Source organism: Fodinicola feengrottensis, from assembly GCF_010993775.1.
Classification (GTDB): Bacteria; Actinomycetota; Actinomycetes; order Mycobacteriales; family HKI-0501; genus Fodinicola; species Fodinicola feengrottensis.
Genome location: NZ_WOTO01000006.1, coordinates 20723 through 41955, shown reverse-complemented (window position 1 = coordinate 41955; position 21233 = coordinate 20723). Strand labels below are relative to the sequence as shown.

25 protein-coding genes and 8 pseudogenes are annotated in these 21233 nt (G+C 68.3%); 17 read left to right on the top strand and 16 right to left on the bottom strand.

Annotation, left to right across the window (positions count from 1 at the left end; all coding sequences use genetic code 11):
• Nucleotides 1-48: 48 nt before the first annotated feature.
• From meaB to GNX96_RS06990, 3 genes and pseudogenes are all read right to left on the bottom strand, one after another.
• A pseudogene (gene meaB, locus GNX96_RS06995) lies at nt 49-1042 on the bottom strand (methylmalonyl Co-A mutase-associated GTPase MeaB).
• Nucleotides 1043-1076: 34 nt separating this feature from the next.
• Entirely contained in the window at nt 1077-1373 is a 297-nt protein-coding gene (locus GNX96_RS49585) for a hypothetical protein (protein WP_279579734.1), read from the bottom strand.
• On the bottom strand, nt 1298-2239 hold the full coding sequence (locus GNX96_RS06990) for a thiolase family protein (protein WP_279579625.1): 942 nt from the start codon (nt 2237-2239) through the stop codon (nt 1298-1300). Before GNX96_RS06990 ends, GNX96_RS49585 begins: the two co-directional genes overlap by 76 nt.
• Nucleotides 2240-2337: 98 nt before the next feature.
• On the opposite strand from GNX96_RS06990, the pseudogene mce reads away from it, so the two are divergent.
• The 4 genes and pseudogenes from mce (at nt 2338) to GNX96_RS06975 (ending at nt 5728) form a co-directional block, all read left to right on the top strand.
• Nucleotides 2338-2776, top strand: a pseudogene (mce, locus tag GNX96_RS06985) (methylmalonyl-CoA epimerase).
• Nucleotides 2777-2944: 168 nt separating this feature from the next.
• Complete coding sequence (locus GNX96_RS49580) at nt 2945-3676, top strand: alcohol dehydrogenase catalytic domain-containing protein (RefSeq protein ID WP_279579624.1); 732 nt, start codon at nt 2945-2947, stop codon at nt 3674-3676.
• Nucleotides 3661-4197 carry a zinc-binding dehydrogenase gene (locus GNX96_RS49575; RefSeq protein ID WP_279579623.1) on the top strand — a complete coding sequence of 179 codons (537 nt, stop codon included), beginning with the start codon at nt 3661-3663 and terminating at the stop codon, nt 4195-4197. The genes GNX96_RS49580 and GNX96_RS49575 overlap by 16 nt, the downstream gene beginning before the upstream one ends.
• Before the next feature lie 172 nt (nt 4198-4369).
• The gene (locus tag GNX96_RS06975) at nt 4370-5728 is read left to right on the top strand and encodes a coiled-coil domain-containing protein (RefSeq protein ID WP_163567448.1); all 1359 of its coding nucleotides are present in this window, start codon (nt 4370-4372) and stop codon (nt 5726-5728) included.
• 129 nt (nt 5729-5857) lie between these two features.
• On the opposite strand, the gene GNX96_RS06970 is transcribed toward GNX96_RS06975, so the two are convergent.
• On the bottom strand, nt 5858-6439 hold the full coding sequence (locus GNX96_RS06970; protein WP_163567447.1) for a hypothetical protein: 582 nt from the start codon (nt 6437-6439) through the stop codon (nt 5858-5860).
• Between GNX96_RS06970 and GNX96_RS06965 the strand changes: the two genes are divergently transcribed.
• On the top strand, nt 6387-7190 hold the full coding sequence (locus GNX96_RS06965; protein ID WP_163567446.1) for a hypothetical protein: 804 nt from the start codon (nt 6387-6389) through the stop codon (nt 7188-7190). The genes GNX96_RS06970 and GNX96_RS06965 overlap by 53 nt on opposite strands.
• Here the strand turns inward: GNX96_RS06965 and GNX96_RS49570 are convergent.
• From GNX96_RS49570 to GNX96_RS06950, 5 genes are all read right to left on the bottom strand, one after another.
• On the bottom strand, nt 7118-7348 hold the full coding sequence (locus tag GNX96_RS49570; RefSeq protein WP_279579622.1) for an alpha/beta fold hydrolase: 231 nt from the start codon (nt 7346-7348) through the stop codon (nt 7118-7120). The two genes, GNX96_RS06965 and GNX96_RS49570, sit on opposite strands and share 73 nt — an antisense overlap.
• The gene (locus GNX96_RS49565) at nt 7332-7814 is read right to left on the bottom strand and encodes an alpha/beta fold hydrolase (RefSeq protein WP_279579621.1); all 483 of its coding nucleotides are present in this window, start codon (nt 7812-7814) and stop codon (nt 7332-7334) included. Before GNX96_RS49565 ends, GNX96_RS49570 begins: the two co-directional genes overlap by 17 nt.
• 119 nt (nt 7815-7933) lie before the next feature.
• Entirely contained in the window at nt 7934-8317 is a 384-nt protein-coding gene (locus GNX96_RS49560; protein WP_279579620.1) for a hypothetical protein, read from the bottom strand.
• Nucleotides 8299-8751: an alpha/beta hydrolase gene (locus GNX96_RS49555; RefSeq protein ID WP_279579619.1), complete on the bottom strand. Its 453-nt coding sequence runs from the start codon at nt 8749-8751 to the stop codon at nt 8299-8301. The genes GNX96_RS49560 and GNX96_RS49555 overlap by 19 nt, the downstream gene beginning before the upstream one ends.
• A gap of 26 nt (nt 8752-8777) precedes the next feature.
• Nucleotides 8778-9092: a hypothetical protein gene (locus GNX96_RS06950; RefSeq protein WP_279579618.1), complete on the bottom strand. Its 315-nt coding sequence runs from the start codon at nt 9090-9092 to the stop codon at nt 8778-8780.
• 119 nt (nt 9093-9211) lie between these two features.
• Between GNX96_RS06950 and GNX96_RS62735 the strand changes: the two genes are divergently transcribed.
• Both GNX96_RS62735 and GNX96_RS62730 read left to right on the top strand, forming a co-directional pair.
• On the top strand, nt 9212-9760 hold the full coding sequence (locus GNX96_RS62735) for an aldehyde dehydrogenase family protein (protein ID WP_390623940.1): 549 nt from the start codon (nt 9212-9214) through the stop codon (nt 9758-9760).
• Between the two features lie 13 nt (nt 9761-9773).
• Nucleotides 9774-10702, top strand: a pseudogene (locus tag GNX96_RS62730) (aldehyde dehydrogenase family protein).
• Between the two features lie 102 nt (nt 10703-10804).
• Here the strand turns inward: GNX96_RS62730 and GNX96_RS49550 are convergent.
• The 5 genes and pseudogenes from GNX96_RS49550 to nucS all read right to left on the bottom strand — a co-directional run bounded on the left by GNX96_RS49550 (nt 10805) and on the right by nucS (nt 13369).
• A complete protein-coding gene (locus GNX96_RS49550) occupies nt 10805-11398 on the bottom strand; it encodes a 3-hydroxyacyl-CoA dehydrogenase family protein (protein ID WP_313885603.1) in 594 nt (197 codons plus the stop codon).
• 106 nt (nt 11399-11504) lie between these two features.
• Nucleotides 11505-11891: pseudogene (locus GNX96_RS60920) on the bottom strand (3-hydroxyacyl-CoA dehydrogenase family protein); the annotation flags it as partial.
• A gap of 38 nt (nt 11892-11929) precedes the next feature.
• Nucleotides 11930-12247 (bottom strand): 3-hydroxyacyl-CoA dehydrogenase family protein, encoded by a 318-nt coding sequence (locus tag GNX96_RS49540; RefSeq protein ID WP_279579617.1) that lies wholly within the window; start codon nt 12245-12247, stop codon nt 11930-11932.
• The gene (locus GNX96_RS49535; RefSeq protein ID WP_279579616.1) at nt 12217-12600 is read right to left on the bottom strand and encodes a 3-hydroxyacyl-CoA dehydrogenase family protein; all 384 of its coding nucleotides are present in this window, start codon (nt 12598-12600) and stop codon (nt 12217-12219) included. The genes GNX96_RS49540 and GNX96_RS49535 overlap by 31 nt, the downstream gene beginning before the upstream one ends.
• Nucleotides 12601-12703: 103 nt before the next feature.
• The gene (gene nucS / locus GNX96_RS06935) at nt 12704-13369 is read right to left on the bottom strand and encodes an endonuclease NucS (protein ID WP_163567445.1); all 666 of its coding nucleotides are present in this window, start codon (nt 13367-13369) and stop codon (nt 12704-12706) included.
• Between the two features lie 128 nt (nt 13370-13497).
• On the opposite strand from nucS, the gene GNX96_RS06930 reads away from it, so the two are divergent.
• From GNX96_RS06930 to GNX96_RS62720, 5 genes and pseudogenes are all read left to right on the top strand, one after another.
• Nucleotides 13498-14316: a helix-turn-helix domain-containing protein gene (locus GNX96_RS06930; RefSeq protein WP_163567444.1), complete on the top strand. Its 819-nt coding sequence runs from the start codon at nt 13498-13500 to the stop codon at nt 14314-14316.
• On the top strand, nt 14264-14746 hold the full coding sequence (locus GNX96_RS06925; RefSeq protein ID WP_279579615.1) for an acyl-CoA thioesterase: 483 nt from the start codon (nt 14264-14266) through the stop codon (nt 14744-14746). Before GNX96_RS06930 ends, GNX96_RS06925 begins: the two co-directional genes overlap by 53 nt.
• A gap of 58 nt (nt 14747-14804) precedes the next feature.
• Nucleotides 14805-15377: an NAD-binding protein gene (locus GNX96_RS06920; RefSeq protein ID WP_163567442.1), complete on the top strand. Its 573-nt coding sequence runs from the start codon at nt 14805-14807 to the stop codon at nt 15375-15377.
• Nucleotides 15374-15691, top strand: a pseudogene (locus GNX96_RS62725) (ion channel); the annotation flags it as partial. The gene GNX96_RS06920 and the pseudogene GNX96_RS62725, both read left to right, overlap by 4 nt.
• A gap of 136 nt (nt 15692-15827) precedes the next feature.
• Nucleotides 15828-16136: pseudogene (locus tag GNX96_RS62720) on the top strand (NAD-binding protein); the annotation flags it as partial.
• Nucleotides 16137-16505: 369 nt separating this feature from the next.
• Here the strand turns inward: GNX96_RS62720 and GNX96_RS06905 are convergent.
• Together GNX96_RS06905 and GNX96_RS49525 are read right to left on the bottom strand one after the other, a co-directional pair.
• Nucleotides 16506-17122 (bottom strand): annotated as a pseudogene (locus tag GNX96_RS06905) (enoyl-CoA hydratase-related protein).
• Entirely contained in the window at nt 17082-17276 is a 195-nt protein-coding gene (locus tag GNX96_RS49525; protein ID WP_279579612.1) for a hypothetical protein, read from the bottom strand. The pseudogene GNX96_RS06905 and the gene GNX96_RS49525 overlap by 41 nt, the downstream one beginning before the upstream one ends.
• Before the next feature lie 111 nt (nt 17277-17387).
• On the opposite strand from GNX96_RS49525, the gene GNX96_RS49520 reads away from it, so the two are divergent.
• The 5 genes and pseudogenes from GNX96_RS49520 (at nt 17388) to GNX96_RS06885 (ending at nt 21233) form a co-directional block, all read left to right on the top strand.
• Nucleotides 17388-17582, top strand: a complete 195-nt coding sequence (locus tag GNX96_RS49520) for a hypothetical protein (protein WP_279579611.1) — start codon at nt 17388-17390, stop codon at nt 17580-17582.
• Nucleotides 17554-18291, top strand: coding sequence for an SIS domain-containing protein (locus GNX96_RS06900; RefSeq protein WP_279579610.1), 738 nt, complete (start codon nt 17554-17556; stop codon nt 18289-18291). Before GNX96_RS49520 ends, GNX96_RS06900 begins: the two co-directional genes overlap by 29 nt.
• Nucleotides 18292-18346: 55 nt before the next feature.
• Nucleotides 18347-19249, top strand: coding sequence for an ROK family protein (locus GNX96_RS06895; protein WP_279579609.1), 903 nt, complete (start codon nt 18347-18349; stop codon nt 19247-19249).
• A gap of 24 nt (nt 19250-19273) precedes the next feature.
• Nucleotides 19274-20401, top strand: a complete 1128-nt coding sequence (gene nagA, locus GNX96_RS06890; RefSeq protein ID WP_279579608.1) for an N-acetylglucosamine-6-phosphate deacetylase — start codon at nt 19274-19276, stop codon at nt 20399-20401.
• A pseudogene (locus tag GNX96_RS06885) lies at nt 20388-21233 on the top strand (class II fructose-bisphosphate aldolase). The gene nagA and the pseudogene GNX96_RS06885 overlap by 14 nt, the downstream one beginning before the upstream one ends.

The following is a 21233-nucleotide window of genomic DNA, read 5'->3' as shown; positions in this document are numbered from 1 at the left end:
TGAGGCAATCGTTATCCGGGATTACTCGCCCATGCGGACAAACGGGGATCACTCAGAGCTAAGGCCGTCGATGAGACGGTCGGCGCTGACGTACGGGTCCTGGCGGCCTTCGACGACGGCGGCGGCCAGCGAGCCGAGCGCCTGCTGGCCGCGCAGGTCACCCATCCGCTCGCGCAGCGTCTTGACGGACGGCGATCGCCTCGATCTCAGCGGCGGCCCGGCGGAGCCGGCGGCGGTGGAGCTCGCCGCTCTCCTCCATCCAGGCGCGGTGCTTGTCAATGGCAGTCAGTACGTCGTCGATGCCCTTGCCCTCTGAAGCGACCGTCGACACAATCTCCGGCCGCCACGCGCCCGCCTCCGCATGCCGGCCGCCGAGCCGCAGCATCCCGTTCAGGTCGCGTACGACCTGGTCAGCGCCGTCCCGATCGGCCTTGTTCACCACGAAAATGTCGGCGATTTCCAGGATCCCGGCCTTCGCGGCCTGGATGCCGTCACCCATTCCGGGCGCCAGCAAAACCACGGTCGTGTCGGCGAGCGAGGCGACATCGACCTCCGCCTGGCCGACGCCGACCGTCTCCACCATGACCACATCGCAGCCGGCCGCGTCCAGCACCCGTACGGCTTGGGGCGTCGCCCACGACAGCCCGCCGAGGTGGCCACGGGACGCCATCGACCGGATGTAGACGCCACTGTCGGTGGCGTGGTCCTGCATGCGTACGCGATCACCGAGCAGCGCGCCGCCGGAGAACGGCGACGACGGGTCGACGGCCAGGACGCCGACCCGCTTGTCCTGCTTACGGATGGCCGCCACCAACGCGTTGGTGGACGTCGACTTGCCGACGCCGGGCGAGCCGGTCAGGCCCAACACCTGGGCCCGGCCGGTGTGCGGCGCCAGCGCGGCGGCGACCTCGCGCAGCGCCGGACTGTCGTCCTCGACCAGGCTGATCAGCCGCGCGACCGCCCGCGGATCGGCGTTCTGAGCCCGCTCCAGGACCTCCGCGAGTGGCGCGTCCCGGCGGAGCGGCTTTTGAGCTGTGGCCATTTACTTCTTGCTTGGTACGCGCAGAATCAAAGCGTCACCCTGGCCGCCGCCACCGCACAGCGCGGCCGCGCCGACCGACGCCGCCGCCGCGGCGACGCAGTTCCAGGGCGAGGTGCAACGCGAGCCGAGCGCCGGACATCCCGATTGGGTGACCGAGCGCGATCGCGCCGCCGTTCACGTTGACCTTCTCCTCGTCGACTTCCAGGTCCGCCATGGACTGCAGCCCGACGGCCGCGAAAGCCTCGTTGATCTCGATCAGGTCGAGGTCACACACCGAGAGGCCCTCTTTGGACAGGGCGTGCTTGATGGCGTTCGACGGCTGCGACTGCAGCGAGTTGTCCGGGCCGGCGACATTTCCGTGGGCACCGATCTCGGCGATCCACTCCAGCCCCAGCTCTTGGCTTTCGCTTTGCTGACAACGACAACCGCACAGGCGCCATCGGAGATCTGGGATGCCGTACCAGCCGTGATGGTGCCTTCCTTGCCAAAGGCTGGCCGCAGTCTCGCGAGTCCGTCGACGGTCGTGTCCGCGCGGATTCCTTCGTCAACGGCGAAAAACGATCGGGTCGCCCTTGCGTTGCGGAATGCTGACCGGGGTGATTTCCGCTTCGAAGAGGCCGTCTTTCTGCGCACGCGCGCGCCCGTTGGTGCGACCGCGCGCAAAAAAGCGTCCTGGTCTTCCCGCTTGATGCCGAGTTTTTCGTTGTAGCGGTCGGTCGACTCGCCCATCGGGATGTGGTCGAAAGCGTCGGTGAGGCCGTCGTACGCCATCGCGTCGACCATCTCGATCGCGCCGTACTTGTAGCCCGAGCGCGACTTGGGCAGCAGGTGCGGCGCGTTCGTCATCGACTCCATGCCGCCGGCCACCACGATGTCGAACTCGCCGGCCCGGATCAGCTGGTCGGCCAACGCGATCGCGTCCAGCCCGGACAGGCAGACCTTGTTGATGGTCAGCGACGGCACCGTCATCGGGATGCCGGCGGCGACCGCGGCCTGCCGGGACGGGATCTGCCCGGCGCCGGCCTGCAGCACCTGACCCATGATCACGTACTGCACGGCCTCCGGCCCGATCCCGGACCGTTCCAGTGCCGCCTTGATCGCGATCCCGCCGAGCTCCGCGCCGGAGAAGTCCTTCAGCGAGCCGAGCAACCGGCCCATTGGCGTACGCGCACCCGCCACGATCACAGATCCCGCCATCGCGTCCTCCCGAACGGTCGTTAGGTGGCCCACCTTATGAGATGGCATGGCTCACAACATGCGGTCGTGACTGGATCCACATCACTTACTGTTGAGTAATGTTCACCGCCATAGATCATGTTGGTATCGCGGTCGCCGACTACCAGAACGGCATCGACTTCTACACCGGCACGTTCGGGATGACCGTGCTGCACGAGGAAGTCAATGAGGAGCAGGGCGTACGCGAGGCGATGCTCGCGCCCGGTTCGGATGCCTCCGGTACGCAGATCCAGCTGCTCGCGCCGCTGACGCTGGAGTCAACCATCGCGAAGTTCCTGGACCGCAACGGCCCCGGCATACAGCAGATCGCCTACCGCGTCACCGATGTCGCCGCGACCGCCGCCACCCTGCGCGAACGTGGGTTGCGACTGCTCTATGACGCGCCCAAGCGGGGGCACGGCCGGGAGCCTGGTCAACTTCATTCACCCCAAGGACGCCGGCGGCATCCTCGTCGAGCTCGTCCAACCCGCCACGGACCACCAGACCGTGCCACAGTAAGCAGAGTGCGGCTTTTCACACCGTGCTGCACTGGATCGTTACTCGCCGGTAGGGTCCGGCATCACCTGCTGATTCGGGAGGTCAAGCGGTGAAGCAGATCCTCGACGCGATCATGGCCGGCGAGAACCAGGCGCTCGCGAACCTAGCGGTGCCGGAGTCGTACAAAGCGTGGTCGTACGGGCGGATGAGGCGGACATGTTCGCCGACCAGCCCACCAAAGACAAGGACCCGCGCAAGTCGCTGCACGTCCAGGACGTGCCGACGCCCGAGCTCGGGCCGGGCGAGGCACTGGTGGCGGTGATGGCTAGCGCGATCAACTACAACACCGTCTGGACCTCGATTTTCGAGCCGGTATCGACGTTCTCGTTCCTCAAGCGATACGGGAAGCTGTCGCCGCTGACCGCCCGACACGACCTGCCCTACCAGGTGGTCGGATCGGACCTCGCCGGCGTGGTGCTGCGCACCGGTCCCGGCGTACACGTCTGGAAGCCCGGCGACGAGGTGGTCGCGCACTGCCTGTCGGTGGAGTTGGAGCATCCGGACGGCCACAACGACACGATGCTCGACCCGGAGCAGCGGATCTGGGGCTTTGAGACCAACTTCGGCGGGCTCGCCGAGATCGCGCTGGTCAAGGCGAACCAGCTGATGCCCAAGCCGGACCACCTGAGCTGGGAAGAGGCCGCCGCTCCGGGGTTGGTCAACTCGACCGCGTACCGGCAGCTCATCTCGACCAACGGCGCGAACACCAAGCTCGGCGACGTGGTGCTGATCTGGGGCGCCTCCGGCGGCCTCGGTTCGTACGCGACCCAGATGGCGTTGCAGGCCGGTACGACCCCGGTGTGCGTGGTGTCCAGCCCGGAGAAGGCGGAGATCTGCCGCCGCCGATGGGCGCCGAGCTGATCATCGACCGGAGCGCCGAGAAATACGAGTTCTGGTCGGACGAGCACACCCAGAATCCCAAGGAGTGGAAGCGGTTCGGCTCGCAGATCCGCGAGCTGACCGGCGGCGACGACCCGGACATCGTCTTCGAACATCCAGGCCGGGAGACCTTTGGCGCCAGTGTGTACGTGGCCCGCCGCGGCGGCACCATCGTGACGTGCGCCTCAACCTCGGGCTACCTGCACGAATTCGACAATCGCTATCTGTGGATGAATCTGAAAAGAATTGTCGGATCGCATTTCGCCAACTACCGGGAGGCGTGGGCGGCGAACCGGCTGATCCAGCGCGGGATCGTGCATCCGACGCTTTCGCGTACTTATGAAATGCGCGAAACGGGACAAGCTACCTATGACGTTCACAAGAACGTACATCATGGCAAAGTGGGCGTATTGACCCTCGCTCCAGAGCCTGGCCTGGGCATACGTAATAACGAACTACGTTCGAAACACTTACAGGAAATCATGCGCTTCCAGAATATTTGACCCTTTTCGCGGCCCACCGCACAGGGCGACTTTGAGGGGTGAATACTACGGGTCTAGGGTGTGCTTCCTCACCTGTTCATGATCCCTGGGACCCGTAAGAGAAGGCCCGGCGGAGCATGCCGCGTGGGAAGCAGCTCAGGACCCGTCCACCGCCTCTGCGATAGTGAGCGACATGGCCTCCGACACCGACGTGCAGTTCTTCGACAACATCCAGAACGAGCCCGAGTTCGCGATCACGCTGCGCGGGTACGACCGCCAGCAGGTCACCGAGTACATGCGGCGGGCCTCCGTCGAACTCGGTCAGCATTCGGCCGCCCGGGCCGAAGCCGAGTCGCGGCTCAACGACGCCGGCAACCGCATCCGCGGCCTGGAAGACAAGCTCGGCACGCTGCAGCGCCGGGTCGCCGACCAGGAGCAGCAGCTCAAGGAGAACGCCAAGCCGTCGCTGTCCGGCCTTGGCACCCGGGTCGAGCAGATGCTCCGGCTGGCCGAGGAACAGGCCACCGAGCACACCGAAGAGGCGAAGAAGGTCGCCGCCGAGACGCTCTCCAACGCGCGGGCCTCCGCCCGTGAGATGACCGAGAAGGCCCGCCAGGAGGCCAAAGCGGTCAAGGAGGGCGCCGAGCGCGAGGTCTCCGGTACGCGTGAGGTCGCCGAGCGGGAGGCCGCCGAGCTGACCGCCCGGGCCGAGCGGGAGGCGGCGCTGCTGCGCGCCAACGCCGAGCGCGAGACCACCCAGCTGCGCAAGACCACCGACCACCAGGTCGCCGAGCAGAAGGGCACCATCGAGCGCGAGGTGTCCCAGCTGCGGGCCACCGTCGAGCGCGAGGTCACCCAGCTGCGCGGCAAGGCCACCCAGGAGACCGAGCAGCTGCGCAACGCCGCTCGCAAGGAGATCGACCAGCTTCGCGCCGCCGCCGCCCAGGCCGCGGCCGCCAACCTGCGCGCCGAGGCCGAGCGCGAGTCGGCTGAGAAACGGTCCATCGCCGAGCGGCTGCTGGCCGAGGCCAGCCAGAAGCGCGACACCGACCTGCGCAGCCTGGAGCTGGACCTCGCCGAGCGGCGCGAGCGGGCCGAGCAGCAGCAGCAGTCCGAGCGGCACGCGGCCTCGGTCGCGGGCAACCAGAAGCTGATCAGCGAGGCCGAAGAGCGCGCTCAGGCGGCCGACGCCCGCGCCCGCGAGATCGAGGTGGCCGCCGAGGCCCGCCGCAAGGACTCCGAGCAGCAGGCCCGGGCCACCGTGGAGAAGGCCAAGGCGTTCGCGTCCAAGACCACCTCCGAGGCCCGCTCGGAAGCGGACCGGCTGCTGGCCGACTCCCGGTCGCAGGCCGAGCAGCTGACCAGCGACACCAAACGGCAGGTCGAGGACCTGATCAAGCAGCGGGACGCGATCACCGGTCAGCTGGGTCAGCTCCGCGAGATGCTCGCCGGCCTGGTCGGCGGCGGCGCGGCGGCGGCCCCCAAGCTCGCCGCGGTCGACTCGGTGATCTCCGACGCCAAGGGCGGCCGGCCGTCCCCGTCGCCGAGCTAATCACCGCCGTACGATAAATCCGGGTGGCCGCGACGCGCGGTCACCCGGATTTTTTTATTCATTTTTTTTCCCTTGCTGAGTACGGAAATCCGCTAACACAACGGAGGGCGGGCGGCATCGGGCCCGGGTTCATGTGAGTATGGGGGCATGTCCACGCAGAGCCATGGCACTGGCGATGTATTTCGCCTTTCCGGCGCCGCCCCGGTCGATTTCGAGCGGGTGCTGCGCGGATACGACCCCCGGCAGGTCAACGCGTTCATAGCTGACCTGGATCGCGGCGTCGCGGCCCTCGCGGCCGAGCGCGACAACGCCCTGGCACAGATGGAAAGACTCGCGGCGCAAACCCAGCAGGCCAAGGTCGAGGCGCTGAACTGGCGCCGGCACGCGGCCGCCGGCAGTGGCGAAGTGTCGTACGCGAGCCTCGGGGTGAGGGTCGAACAGATCCTGCAGCTGGCCGCGGACGACGCGGCCGAGAAGATCGCCCACGCACAGCGGATCGAGGATGGTTCCCAGGCCCGCGCCGATGAGGTTATCGGCGCCGCTCAGCGGCGTGCCGACGCGGCCGAGCAGGACTACCAGGCCACTCTTGCCGCCAAGCGCACCGAGGCCGAGCGGGAGCTGGCCGAACGGCAGCGGGCCGTCGAGCAGGAATGCCGTGATGCCCTGGAGCGGGCCCGCAAAAGCGGAGTCCGATGCCGCCGGGCAGGCCAAGGCCACCGTCTCCGAAGCCGAGGCCCGGGCCGCCGCTCTGACCAGCGAGACCGAGCAGAGCGCGACAGCCCTGCGCAAGGACACCGAGGAATATGCGGCGAAGATCCGGCACGAGGCCGAGGTCTACGCCAACCGTCTTCGCCGCGACGCCGAAGCGCACGCCGCCACCCTCATCTCCGCCGGCCGCCGGGACGGCGAACGCGCCGCCGCCGAAGCTCAGACCGCTGCCGACAAGCTCCGTACGGCCGCCGCTGTCGACGGCGAGCAATACCGTACGACCGCCCGCCAGGAAGCCAACCGCCTCGTGGAAACGGCCCGCACCGAAGCCAACCGCCTCACCACCGTCGCCCGGGCCGAGGTCGACACCCTCACCGCCCGCCGCGACGCCGTCACCCGTGAGCTCGCCGAGATGACCGCATCCATGAACGTGTTGGGCGCCAGCATCCCGCAGGACCTCCTCGACCTCACCGAGGCCACCGCGGACCCGCCGGCCGCCCGCCCCCGCCAGCACGGCCTCGGCGCCTGCGGCCCCAGCCGCCGCCCCAGCCCGCCGCCGCCCCAGAGCCGCCGCCCCAACCAACGCACCGGCCGCTTCCGACGCGCCGCCGGCCGGCATTGCGGCGGCCCGCCTGAACCAGAAATCATCGTGACGTACTTTCTAACCCCACCAACAAAAACTCACGTCAGGCCGGCGACGAAGTCTCGTACGGCCGCGTTGAACGCGCGCGGGTCCTCCATCGCCGACAGGTGACCAGCGGCCATCAGCCGCGCCATCGTCACCTTCGGCAGCGCGTCCGCCATCGCCTCGGCGTCCGCGACCGAAGCGATCTGGTCCTCGTCGCCGACGATGACCAGTGCCGGCACCCGCGCCGACTCCAGCAACTCGATGGAGTCAGGCCGGGCCGCCATCGCGCGCGCTGCCCAGGCCACCCCGGACGGGGTGGCGTCGCCGATCAGGCCCCGCACCTCGGCCACCACCTCGGGCCGATGGTCTTTGGTTGGAACGGCCCAACAAAGTCGGCAGCACCTGGTCGTACAAGGCCTCCACGGTGCCGGACTCGACCACCGTGGACGCGAGCCGTTCCCGGTTCGCGCGGGCCTGCGCGGTGTCCGCGGTGGCCTTGGTGTCGGCGAGCACCAGGGCGGCGATCCGCTGCGGGTATTTGCGCAGCATGGCCATCGCCACATAGCCGCCCATCGACAGCCCACCCAGCACCACCGAGCCGAGATCGAGCCGGTCCAGCAACGCGAAAACGTCGTCGGCCATCGCCTCCAGCGCCGGCTCGTCCGCGCCGGCGGCGAGCGACCGAAGCCGCGCAGGTCCGGGGTGATGACCCGGCACGAATCGGACAGCGTGGCCCGCTGGTTCGCCCACATCCGCCCAGAAAGCGGGAAGGCGTGCAGCAGTACGAGGGGGATTCCCTCGCCGCTGTCCTGAAAATGCAGCGCGACCGTCATGCCCGCAAATCTACCGGTCCACGACTGGCGGCAGGCCTACGACCTGTCCTCTGTGGACTGACCGAGCACCGGTATGTCCGCGAACGCGGCGACCGTCCGGTCGGCGTACGCCCGCGCGTCGCCCATCTCGTACGGGCCGTCCCATTCGGTTGGCAGCGGCCCGACTCCCGGAGCGATCCGCTGGACGATCTCGTCCAGGACCCGCTCGGCGTGACCGACCATCAGGTGCCGCGCCTTGGCCACCGGCACCACCTCGGCCTGCGGTATCGCCGCGAACCGCCGCACCGCCTCCGCGGGCCGCAGGTAGTCGTCGAACTCCGGCACCAGCGCGGTCACCGGCTTGCCGGAATCGGCCCAGCGCAACAGATCCGCGTCACCAGCGAACCGAAGCGGCGGCGAGATCAGGATCGCGCCGACCACCGCCGGGGGTCACAGCCGTAGAGCAGGGCCAGGTCCGTGCCGAACGACCAGCCGACCAGCCACGGCGCTGGCAGCTCGTGGAAGTCCACATATTCCAGGGCGGCGGCCACATCGAACCGCTCGGCCATGCCGTCGCCGGTCGGATCGCCGTCAAAGCTGCCCTCGCTCGTACCTCTCAAGGACCACGTGCCGCGGGTGTTGAACCGCAGCACCGCCAGCCCGGCCAGCGCCGGCAGCCGCCAGGCCGCCTTCCGGTAGAGATGGCCGTCCATCATGCCGCCATGCGTGGGCAGCTGGTGCAGGCAGACCATCGTCGCCACCGGCGGCCGGTCCACCGGCACCGCGATCTCCCCGACCAGCGTCAGCCCGTCGGCCGTCTGCAGCTCGATGTCCGTACGGGTCGCCGGCAGAATCGTGTTCGCCCTGATGCTCACCACTCCCCCATCCTGCCAGCCTTGGCTCAGCCATAGCGGGGGGCGTTGCGGGTCCGGTCGACCGGCGGCTGCCGGGTCGTCCGGTGTTGCCAGCAGGGCCGATGCCAGTGATGTCGGTCCTCGGGGCCGTCCACCGCGGTGTGGCCGCCGTCCGCCGGCCACGTCACCAGGTGCCCTTGGCCGGGGCGGATCTCCTGGTTGCAGCCGGGGCAGCGGTACGCCTTCGTGGACCGGCCACCGTCGATTGGCCGGACCACCCACGCGCCATCGTCGGCGTCCTCCACCGGATCCGTCCGCAACGGCCGGACCGGCGGCGCCGTACGCTGCCTCCGCCTTCCCATGTTCCCAGTATCCAACGTCCGCGAAAGCCGGTGCGGTTTGGACGTACTGAATCGATGCGTACAGGTCATCTCGCCGTCGACCCTCGGCAATCCGTACCCACGAGTAATAAGCTGCTGACATGACAGTCACCGAGCCCGCCGCGGCCATTGCCGAGACCTTCGACTCGCTCAACCCGGCAACCGGCGAGGTCGTCGGTACGCACCGGATCTTCACCGACGCCGAGGTCAACGAGACCGTCCAACGCGGCCGTAAAGCCGCCGCCTGGTGGGCCGAGCTCGGTTTCGCCGATCGCGGCAAGATCCTGCGCGGCTGGCGGTCCGCACTCGTGCGGCGGTCCGCCGCGCTGGCCGACCTGATGCATCAGGAAAACGGCAAGCCGCACGCCGACGCGATGATCGAGATCGTGCTCGCCGCCGACCACCTCGACTGGGCCAGCAAGCACGCCCGCAAGGTGCTCGGCCGGCGCCGAGTCTCGTCCGGGATGCTCATGATCAACCAGACCGCCTCGGTGGAATACCAGCCACTGGGCGTGGTCGGCGTGATCGGCCCGTGGAACTACCCGGTGTTCACGCCGGCCGGCTCGATTGTGTACGCGCTCGCCGCCGGCAACGCGGTCGTCTTCAAGCCCAGCGAATACACCCCCCGGCATCGGTCAGTGGCTCGCTGACAGCTTCCGCGAGGTGGCCGGCGACCTGCCGCTTTTCCAGGTCATCACCGGCCTTGGCGCGACCGGCAACGCGCTCTGCCGGTCCGGCGTGGACAAACTCGCCTTCACCGGCTCGGCCGCGACCGGCAAGAAGGTGATGGCCGCGTGCGCCGAGAACCTCACGCCGGTGGTCATCGAGGCCGGCGGCAAGGATGCGCTGCTGGTCGACGAGGACGCCAACCTCGACGCGGCCGCCGACGCGGCGGTCTGGGGCGGCATGAGCAACGCCGGCCAGACCTGCGTCGGCGTCGAGCGGGTGTACGTGCATGAGCGGGTCTACGACCAGTTCCTGGACAAGGTCGTCACGCTCGCCAAGGACCTGAAGGCCGGCGAGGGCGAGCCGATCGGCCCCATCACCATGCCGTCCCAGCTCAAGGTCATCCGCCGGCACATCGCGGACGCCATCGAGCACGGCGGCCGCGCGGTGGTCGGCGGCGGCTCGACGCGGTCGGCGACCGGTACGTCCAACCCACCGTGCTGGTCGACGTGCCGGAGGAATCCGCGGCCGTCCGCGAAGAGACCTTCGGGCCCACGCTGACCATCGCGAAGGTGCCCGACATGGAGGACGCCCTACGCCGGGCGAACGCCACCAACTACGGCCTCGGCGGCGCGGTCTTCTCCCGGGCCCGCGGCCTGGAACTGGCCCGCCGGCTGCGCTCCGGGATGACCTCGGTGAACGGTGTCATCACCTTCGCCGGCGTGCCGTCGCTGCCGTTCGGCGGCATCGGTGAATCCGGCTTCGGCCGCATCCACGGCCCGGACGGCATGCGCGAGTTCGCCCGCCCGAAGGCGATCACCCAGCAACGTTTCACCAGTCCGGTGCGTACGACCACCTTCACCCGCCGCCCCTCCGACGACCGCCAGCTCGTTCGGATGGCCCGGCTCCTCTACGGCCGCCGCTAGGTGTCGAAGTTGTTGATCTTGTTCACTTTGCCTACCCGAAAAGGACAATTCAGTCCTATGTCCGTTTTGGGTAGGCAAAGTGAACAAGATCAACAACGAATCTCACGCGCGCGGTGCGTACGTCCGAAAGCCCCGGCCAGCCTTGCGGCCGACATAGCCGGCGGTGACGAGGTGTTCCAGCAGCGGGGTGGGCGCGAAGCCGGGCTCCCGGAACTCCAGGTAGAGCTCCCGCTCGATGGCCAACGACACGTCGAGGCCGACCACGTCCAGCAGCTCGAATGGCCCCATCGGATAGCCACAGCCGACCTTCATGGCCGCGTCGATGTCGTCGGCGGAGGCGTAGTTGGCCTCCAGCATCTTGACGGCATCGTTGAGATAGGGGAAAAGCAGCGCGTTGACGATGAATCCGGAGCGATCCCGGCAGACCACCGGGTGCTTGTCCAGCTTCGAGGTGACCGCCCGCGCGGTGGCCAGTGTCTGCGGTGACGTGGACACAGTGTGCACGACCTCAACCAGCTTCATCACCGGCGCCGGGTTGAAGAAATGCAGACCGACCACATCGGACGGACGGCTGGTCGCCTGCGCACATTCGATGACCGGCAACGAGGAAGTGGTCGTCGCAAGGATCGCGCCGGGCTTGCAGATCTCGTCGAAGTTCTCGAAAAGCGCCTGTTTGACGGCCAGCTCCTCGACCACCGCCTCGACCACCAGGTCCACTGTGGACAGATCGTCCCAGCTTGGTCGAGCCGCGCAACCGCCGCAGGGTGGCGACCCGGTCGGCGTCTTCCAGTTTCCCGCGCTGCACGGCCTTTTCCAGTGACCGCTCGATGGTGGCCTGTACTTTCGCCACCTTTTCCGCAGCCCTGGTCACAAAAGTGACGTCATAGCCAGCCTTGGCGAAGACCTCGATGATCCCGCAGGCCATCGTGCCGGACCCGACCACGCCGACGGTCTGGACGTTTTTGGCCGCGCCGTTGACTTTCGTGTCGTCCGGCGTCTCGTGATCGGCGACCAGCCTGGGCGAACCAGGCTTGTCGTACGTATAAAAGCCACGGCCGGTCTTGCGGCCGAGCTGGCCGGCGGTGACCATCTGCTTGATCAGCGGAGCGGGCGCGTGCAACCGGTCGCGGCCCTGTTTGTACATCGTGTCAAGGATTTCGTACGCGGTGTCGACACCAATCAGGTCCATCAGCGCGAGCGGCCCCATCGGCAGCCCACAGCCGAGCTTCATCGCGCCGCGTCGATGTCCTCACGGGACGCATAGCGGGACTCGTAGAAGCTCACCGCGTGGTTCAGATAGCCGAAAAGCAAGGCGTTGGCGATGAACCCGGCCTTGTCGCCAATCGTCACGTCGACCTTGCCGAGCTGCCGGGCGAGGCCCTCGATGTCGTCGACGACCTGCTGGTCGGTGACGACCGTACGAACGACCTCGATCAGCTTCATCACCGGCGCGGGGTTGAAGAAATGCATGCCGATGACCCGGCTGGGGCGCGAAGTGGCCACCGAGATCTCGGTCACCGACAACGAAGAGGTATTGGTCGCCATGATGACGTCGTCGTTGCAGACCTTGTCCAACTGCGCGAAAAAATCTGCTGCTTGAGCTCCAGGTGCTCGGGCACCGCCTCGATCACCAGGTCGACATCGGCGAGGTCGGACAGGCTGGTGCTGAACGAAACCCGGCCGAGCAGCGCGGTCTGCTCGGCGGTCTCCAACTTGCCGCGGTCGACCGCGCGCGCGCGCTGCGTCGAGGCGGCCAGGATCTGCCGACCGTGCTCCTTGGCGTCCTCGCTGGCCTCGACCCCGATCACCGACAACCCGGCCCGGGCGAAGACCTCGGCGATGCCGGCCCCCATCGTGCCCAGGCCCACCACACCGACCGTGGAGAACTCCCGCGTCATCACGCCTCCCGCACTCGCCAACTGACTGACCGTGAGTCTGTCATGTGGCCGGGAACTCTGCGGGTGGCATTCCCCACGCCCGCCGCACCCACGAGGTGAGACGTCAAAAGAGGCGGGCCGAAGGGTCGTCGGCGCCGCGGAGGGCGTCGTAGTCGACGGTGACGCAGTCGATGCCGCGGTCGACGGCGAGCGTACGCGCCTGGGGCTTGATGACCTGGGCCGCGAAGACGCCTCGTACGGGGGCCAGCAGGGTGTCCCGGTTGAGCAGCTCAAGATATCGGGTGAGCTGCTCGACGCCGTCGATCTCGCCGCGCCGCTTGACCTCGACGGCCACGTGTACGCCGTCGGCGTCGCGGCACATCAGGTCGACCGGGCCGATCGGCGTCGGGTATTCGCGGCGGACCAGCCGCCAGCCGGTGCCGAAGGTTTCCACGTGTTCGGCGAGCAGTTCCTGCAGGTGCGCCTCGACGCCGTCCTTCTGCAGGCCCGGATCGACACCGAGGTCATACGCCCATTCATGCAGCACCTCGTCGAAGGTGATGATCAGCTTCTCGTCGGCCTTGTTCACCACCCGCCAGACGCCGGCCTGCGGGTCCTCTTCGAGCCGGCAGGGCGGGGACATCCAGTTCAGGGGCTTGTACGAGCCACCGTCCGAATGCACCAGCACGGAGCCGTCGGCCTTGACCATCAGCAGCCGCTCGGCCATCGGCAAGTGGGCGGTCAACCGGCCGACGTAGTCGACGGAACAACGAGCTATCACCAGGCGCACGAGACGCCACGCTAGTGCACGCGGCCTGTCCAGGGAAAAAAAAAAACCACAGCCCACGGCCGTGTCGCCACGCTACTACGGTTTGGGTTGTGACCGTCTTCGCCGCGTCCGCCGGAGTCTGAGACCGCATGCCGTCGCCATTGCGTACGGGCGTGCTCGCCGGGCCTTATGGACGGTCGACTTTCTATGTCGAGAAGCCTCCACAGGCCCGTCTGGCGGCCGTCGTCGCCGGCACCTGGCATGGCCGGGCCGGCTGGCGGCGGGAGCTGCGGGTGCTGCCCGATGGGCTGCACCGAGCTGGTGTGGAACGGCCGGTTGTGGGTGGTGGGGGGGCGATCAGCGCGGCGGTACGCGAGCCGGTCAGCCCGGAGGTCGAGAGCGTGGGTCTGCGGCTGCGGCCGGGCGTGGCCGGCACGATCCTGGACCTCCCGGCGGACCAACTGCCCGGCCGGCTCACGCCGTTGGAGACGCTCTGGGGTGCTGCCGCCGTACGACTCGAGGAACGGCTGGCCAGTTGCGCGACCGCGGACGCCCGCCGGCAAGTCCTGGAAGACATCGTCGTAGGCCGGCTGGCCGACCGGGAGCCGGATCGCACCACGATGGCCGCGGCGGCGCTGGTCGGATCGTCCGCGGAGGTGGCGGATCAGGTCGGGCTGAGCGAGCGCCAGCTCCGGCGCAGGTTCAGTGAACAGGTCGGCTTCGGACCCAAGACACTGCAGCGGGTGCTGCGCTTCCAGCGGTTCGTCCGGCGGCTGCCGGAGCTGGCCGCCGGCGGATCGCTGGCGGCCGTCGCCGTCGAGGCCGGCTATGCCGACCAGTCGCACCTGGGCCGCGAGTGCCTGGAGCTGTCCGGGTCGTCGCCGCGATCGCTGGTCCGACGGTGGGCCGCACAGCGTGAAGTCGGCCGAAATCTTCCAGACCGGCGAAGGATCCGCCCGGCAGGCTGAGGCCATGCAGCCAACGGGAAATCCGGTCCGAATGGCCGTTCGGGTCTTCGACCTCGACACCAACGGGCACGTCCGGGGACCGATCTACCTGGAGTTCGCCGATCACGCGCGCTGGGAGTGCGTACGCGCCGCCGGCATCTCCCTCGACGACCTCGCGGCCGCCGGGTTCGGGCCGGTCAACCTGGAGACGACTATCAAGTTCCACCGCGAGCTGCGGCCCGGCGACGAGGTGCTGATCACCACCGAATTCCTTTATGGAGAAGGGAAGACCAGTCGCGTACGACAGGAAATGCACCGCCTCGACGGCACTCTCGTCGCCGAGGTGACCAGCGTCAGCGGACTGCTCGACCGGACCACTCGCCGGCTCGTCGCGAACCCGGCCGCACACTGGCGCCAGTACGCGAAAGCTCCCGAACACCTCGGCCTTTAAAGGCCTTTAAAGGCCTTTAAAGGCCTGAGGCGTCGGCGGCGGACGCTACGATCCGGCCGTGACCAGCAGCCGCCCGCAGCCACCGCGGATGGTGGTGTGTGGCGACGACACGCTGCTCGTACGGCTGCTGGAAGAGCTCGCGATGCTCGACGAGCGGGCCATCGCGGTGGTGCCGGACGGCAATCCCGAAGTCGTTCGGCTGGTGACCGAGTTGGGTGTCGAGGTGGTGATCGGATCGCCGACGGACGCCGGCACGCTGCTGTCCGCCGGCATCGAGCGCGCACGAGCGCTCGCGCTGGTCGGTGAGGGCGACGAGAAAAAAAAACGTGCACGCGGCGCTGGTCGCGGCCGAGCTGAACCCGAAACTTCGGTTGGTCGTACGAATGTTCAACCTCCGGCTCGGACAGCGGATAGACGACCTCTTCGACGACTGCACCGTGTTGTCCGCGTCCGCGATCGCCGCACCCTCCTTCGTGGAGGCGGCCCTGGGCGACGGCCACGGCCGTTCGATCCCGGCCGGCGGGCGTACCTTCGCCGCCGGCGCTCCGTCCACAGTGGACGACGTGGTGGTGCCGTTGGCGAGGTATCGGGACGACGGCGAGATCAGCCTGCTGCCCAAGTCCGCCAATGACGCGTTTTTGGTGCTGGGCACGCCTTCGGAGTCCATCCTGCGTACGGTGGTGGCCGCCGCCACGTCGCCGCGGACCGGTGCGCCGGCGACTGCGCGAATGGGCTCGATTTCTCGGCCAGCTGACCGACCAGCGGCTGCGGCTCGCGCTGGCGAGCCTGACGCTGGTGGTGGTTCTCGCGACCGCGCTCTTCAAGTTCGCGCTGCGGCTGGAGTGGGTGCAGGCGCTGTATTTCACCGTCACCACGGTCACCACCACCGGCTACGGCGACATCAACCTGGCGGCGGCGCCGCCCTGGGTGCAGCTGGCCGGCGTGGTCGTGATGATCATGGGCGTGCTGGTCGTCGCGCTGCTGACCGCCGCGGTGGTCGACAATCTGGTCGGCGCCCGGCTCGTACGCGCCCTCGGCCCGCCGGTCGGCAAGCCGCACGACCACATCGTGGTGTGCGGGGATGGGCACTGTCGGGCTGCGCGTCTGCGAACAGCTCCGCGCCGCCGGTGCGGAGGTCGTGGGCATCGAACAGGACCCGTCACCCGCACTTATGGCCGCCGCCCGCCGCCTCGAAGTGCCGTTGGTCGCCGGCGACGCGAGCGACGCCAGCACCCTCGCCTCGGCCGGCGCCGGCAAGGCCCGCTGCGTCGTCGCGGTCACCGACGACGACGTCGTCAACCTCGAAGCCGGCCTCACCGCCCGCGCGCTCCAGCCAGACACCCGCGTCGTCCTGCGCCTCTTCGACCCCGACCTGGCCGACCGCGTCGACCGTCGCCTCGGCCTGTCCGTCTCCCGCTCCGTCTCGTACGCCGCCGCCCCCCCGGTCTTCGCCGCCGCCATGATGGGCCGCCAGGTCCTGGCCGCCATCCCCGCCGGCCGCCGAGTCCTGCTCGTAGCCGCCGTCCCCATCGGCGCCCGCAGCTCCCTCGACGGCGCCTCTCTATCCACTGTAGACAGTGGACGGGTGCGGATTTTTGGCTTGCGTACGGGCAATGCCGAGCCGGTCTGGCAGCCTCCCGGGGAGAGTCGGTTGGTAGCCGGGCAGGTGCTTTTCGTGGTCGCCACCCGGGCCGGCCTCGCCAAAATCCTGGTCGCCAGCGGCGCTCACTGATGCACTCCGCGGGTCAGACTTTCGGTGTTAGCCAGGCCAGACAGGCGGCCGCTTCTCCATGAAGGACGCCATCCCCTCGCGGGCCTCGGGAGTCTGCGAAGCCGCCGCCATCACCTCCAGGGCCAGTGCGTACGCGTCGGCCTCCGGCCGGTCAAGTTGCCCGTACAGAGTCTGTTTCCCCAGCTCCTTGCTTCGCCGGCTGCCCCGCGTCGCGGCGGCCAACAGTTCGCCGACGGCCTTGTCGAGCTCCCCGTCCGGTACGACGCGGTTGACCAGCCCCCAGTCGTACGCCGTGCGCGCGTCGATCATGTCGCCGGTGAGCGCCAGCTCCATTGCCCGCTTGCGACCGATATTGCGGGCGATCGACACCATCGGGGTGTGGCAGAACCAGCCGCCTTTGCCGCCAGGCGCGGCGAAAGCGGCGGACTCGGCGGCGACCGCGAGGTCACAGGTGGCGACCAGCTGGCGCCGGCGGCGGTCGCGAGGCCGTGTACGCGCGCGATGACCACTTGCGGCACCGACTGGATCGTCTCGCACAGCCGCGTACACGTCGTCAGGAGCGTGCGTACGTCATGAAGGTCGGCGGACGCGACATCGGCGAAATCATGGCCGGCGGAGAAGACCTTGCCGGCGCCGGCCAGCACGATCCCGGTCGCCGCCGAGCGGCCGACCTCGTCGAACGCCTCCTGCAGCTCGCGCAGGTGGGCCCAGTGAGAGCGCGTTGCGGCGCTCCGGGCGGTTCATCGTGATGGTCGCGACCGGACCGTCGCGCTCGACCAGTACCCGTTCGTACGCCATGGACTCGAAGATACCCGTGCATCCGGCACTGTGATGAGAGTAATAATTGCGCGCAGACATGTTCGTACGACAGGCTTATCGAGCAGAAACGCGCAAGGAGAGGGAGTTCTAGTGACGGAAACAGCCAACCGGCATCTCGCCGCCGAGATCGCCGACCAGCCGGTGGCCTGGGCGAAAGCAGTCGACAAGATCAGCAGCGCCGGGCTCGACTGCGGCGGCGCCCTGCCGGCGGCCGGCGAGCGGGTGGCCGTGGTCGGCTGCGGCACACTCCTACTTCATGGCGCAGGTGTACGCGTACCTGCGTGAAGACGCAGGTCAGGGACTCACCGACGCTTACGCGGCGAGCGAGCACCGGCTCGGTCGCGGCTACGACCGGGTGGTTCTGCTCAGCCGTTCGGGCACCACGACCGAGGTGCTGGAAGTCGCTGAGCAGCTCAAGGGCCCTCGTACGACCGCCATTGTCGGCAACGCCTCAATGCCGCTGGCCGGCCTGACCGACGACGTGATCGCGCTGGACTGGGCGGACGAGCAGTCGGTCGTCCAGACCCGCTTCGCGACCACCGCGGTCGCCCTCTTCCGTGCCCACCTCGGTGAGGACCTGACCGACGCGATCGCCGACTGCCGCAAGGCTCTCGACACCGGGCCGGACGCGGAGCTGGTCAACGCCGAGCAGTACACCTTCCTCGGCCACGGCTCGACCGTCGGGCTGGCCACCGAGGCCGCGCTGAAGATGCGCGAGTCGACCCAGTCGTGGACCGAGTCGTATCCGGCGATGGAATACCGGCACGGCCCGATCGCGATCACCACCACCGGCCGGGTCGCCTGGATGCTGGGTACGCCGCCGGAGGGACTCGCCGAGCAGGTGGCCGCGACCGGAGGCCGGTTCGAGACATCGGAGCTGGACCCGCTCGCCGAGCTTGTCCGGATACAACGGGTTTGCCTGGCCAAGGCGACCGCGGCCGGCCTGGACGCCGACCACCCGCGGCACCTGACCCGCTCGGTCATCCTGACCTGAGCGAGAGACAACCGTCATGAGCAGGCAAAATCAGGGCATGCCTGACGATCGTTGCGTGCTCGCCGTGGATGTCGGCGGCACCGGACTGAAGGCCGAGCTCCTCGGCCCAGACCTGGCGCCCCTGCGTACGCACACGACGCCCACCGACGCTGACCGCGGGCCGGACGCGGTGGTGGAGACGATCCTGCGGCTCTGCGCCGACCTGACCGCGACCGCGCCGATTCCGGTCGCGGCGGCCTCGCTGGCCGTGCCGGGCCTGGTCGACGCGGAACAGGGCATCGCGCTCTGGTCGGCGAACATCGGCTGGCGGGACGTGCCGCTGCGCAAGCTCGTCGAGCAACGCCTCGGCATCACCGCGACGGTCGTTCACGACCTCGCGGTCGGCGGCTTCGCGGAGGCCCGGATCGGCGCCGGAGCGGGTGTCGCGGACCAGTTGTTCATCGCGATCGGTACGGGCATCGCCGGCGCCATCACCGCCGGCGGAATACCGATCACCGTCGGGCACGGCCAGGCTGGCGAAATCGGGCACGTCATTGTCGAAGAAGGCGGCCCGCTCTGCGGTTGCGGTGCGTACGGCTGCCTGGAAGCAATTTCGTCGGCCGCCGCCATTTCCCGGCATTACGCCGATCGCTCCGGCACCAAGCGTTCGACCGCCGAAATTGCCACTCGGCTGGGGAAAGACCCGATCGCCGACGAGGTTTGGGCGCAAGCCGTACAAGCCCTGTCGCGCGCTCTGGTCTCATACGTGAGCCTGCTCGCGCCGAGCATCATCGTGATCGGCGGCGGGCTGGCGGAGTCCGGCCCGGCACTTTTTGAGCCGCTGCGGGCCGCGATGGCCGCGCGGGTGACCTTCCAGTCCCTGCCCACCCTGGTGCCGGCCAAACTCGGCGCCCGCGCCACCGTGATCGGCGCCGGCCTGCTGGCCTGGGACAAACTCAACGAGGAAGCGACTGAATGACTGTCTTTTCCCCACGCCCGCTTGGTGCTGGCCGACCGGGTCCTCGAAAACGGCTGGGTTCGCGTTGATGGCGACACCATCGCGGAGGTCGGCGAAGGTGACGTTGATGGCACCGATCTCGGGGGCCGCTGGCTCACGCCCGGGCTGATCGACATTCACGTACACGGCGGAAAAAACGGCGCCTCCTCCTACAATGCGGCCGAGCCCGGCGCCATCCAGACAGTCACCGATTTTCATCGCTCGTACGGCACCACCACGATGCTCGGCGGTCTGGTCACCGGGAAACCCGACGACATGCGTACGGCCACCGCCGTGCTGGCCGACAGCTGCGACGCCGGCGAAATCGGCGGCATTTATCTCGAAGGCCCGTTTCTCAACGTCGCACGCAAAGGCGCGCACGATCCCGAACTTTTGCGGATGCCTGATGTCGCACTGATGGAATCCGTGCTGGAAGCCGGCCGCGGGCACGTCAAACAGGTCACGATCGCGCCCGAACTGCCCGGCGCGCTGGATTTGATCAAGCGCTGCGCCGATCATGGCGTCATCACGGCCGTCGGCCATACGGACGGCTCGTACGAACAGGTCAGGGCCGGTTTTGACGCGGGCGCACTGATGGCGACGCACCTTTTTTCAACGGCATGCGGCCGCTGCACCACCGCGACCCCGGGACCAATTGCCGCCTCGATGGCCCAAGCCGGCGCGATCTGTGAGGTCATCGCCGACGGCGTGCATTTGGCCGATGGAACGGTCGAGATGCTTTTTGGCGTACTCGGCTCCAGTCGAATCGCTCTTGTCACCGACGCGATGTCCGCCGCCGGCGTCGGCGACGGCGAGTTTCAGCTCGGCCACTTGAAAGTGCACGTCATCGACGGCGTCGCCCGACTGGAAAACGGTTCGATCGCCAGCAGCACAGCCACTTTGGCGCAAGTTGTCGCTCGTACCACCGGCATGGGAGTCGCATTCCCCGATGCCGTACGCGCCGCCAGCCTCACCCCGGCACGCCTGCATTCCCTGGACAAATCCGTCGGTGCGATCGCTCCCGGCCTGCGCGCGGACCTGGTCGCCTGGAACGACGACCTGACCGTCGCCGGTGTCCTGCGCGCCGGTTCGTGGGTCCGGCCCATCGAAGGAGCTCCGCATGCCGCTCGCTGAGATCGGCGACCTGATCACCCCGGCCGCCACCCGAGGTCGCGGTGTCGGCGCTTTCAATGTGATCCAACTGGAGCACGCGGAGGCGATCGTCACCGGCGCCGAGCGAGTCGGCGCGCCAGTTGTTTTGCAGATCAGCGAAAACACGGTCGCTTTCCATCGGGGATTGTTGGCACCGATCGGGCGGGCGTGTCTCGCGATCGCCGAAGCGGCCACGGTGCCGGTGGCTGTGCATCTCGACGACCACCACCCGCGAGGATTTGGTGCATGAGGCCGTACGACTGGGCATCCGATCGGTGATGTATGACGCGTCCGCCCTTACGTACGAAGAAAAAACGTCGCCGCGACCGCCGCGATTGTCCGCTGGTGCGGTGACTACGGCGCGTGGCTGGAGGCGGAATTGGGCGAAGTCGGTGGAAAAGATGGCGTCCACGCGCCCGGCGCCCGTACCGACCCCGATGACGCGGCACGCTATGTCTCGTACACCAAAGTCCAGGCACTCGCCGTTGCCGTTGGCAGCTCGCACGCCATGCTGACCCGCGACGCGGTCCTGGACATCGACCTGATCCGGAAAATCCACGCAACTGTGCCAGTTCCGCTGGTTCTGCACGGTTCGTCCGGAGTGCCGGACGCGGGCATGACCGAAGCGGTTTCGGCCGGCATGACCAAAATCAACATCGCGACGCATCTCAACAAGGCACTTACCGCCGCGGTACGCGAAAAACTCGACGCCGATACAGCCCTGGTCGACCCACGGAAATACCTCGGCCCCGGCCGCGACGCGATCGCCGACCAAGTCGCCCATCTCCTCGGCGTTCTACGAGCAGTAGAATAG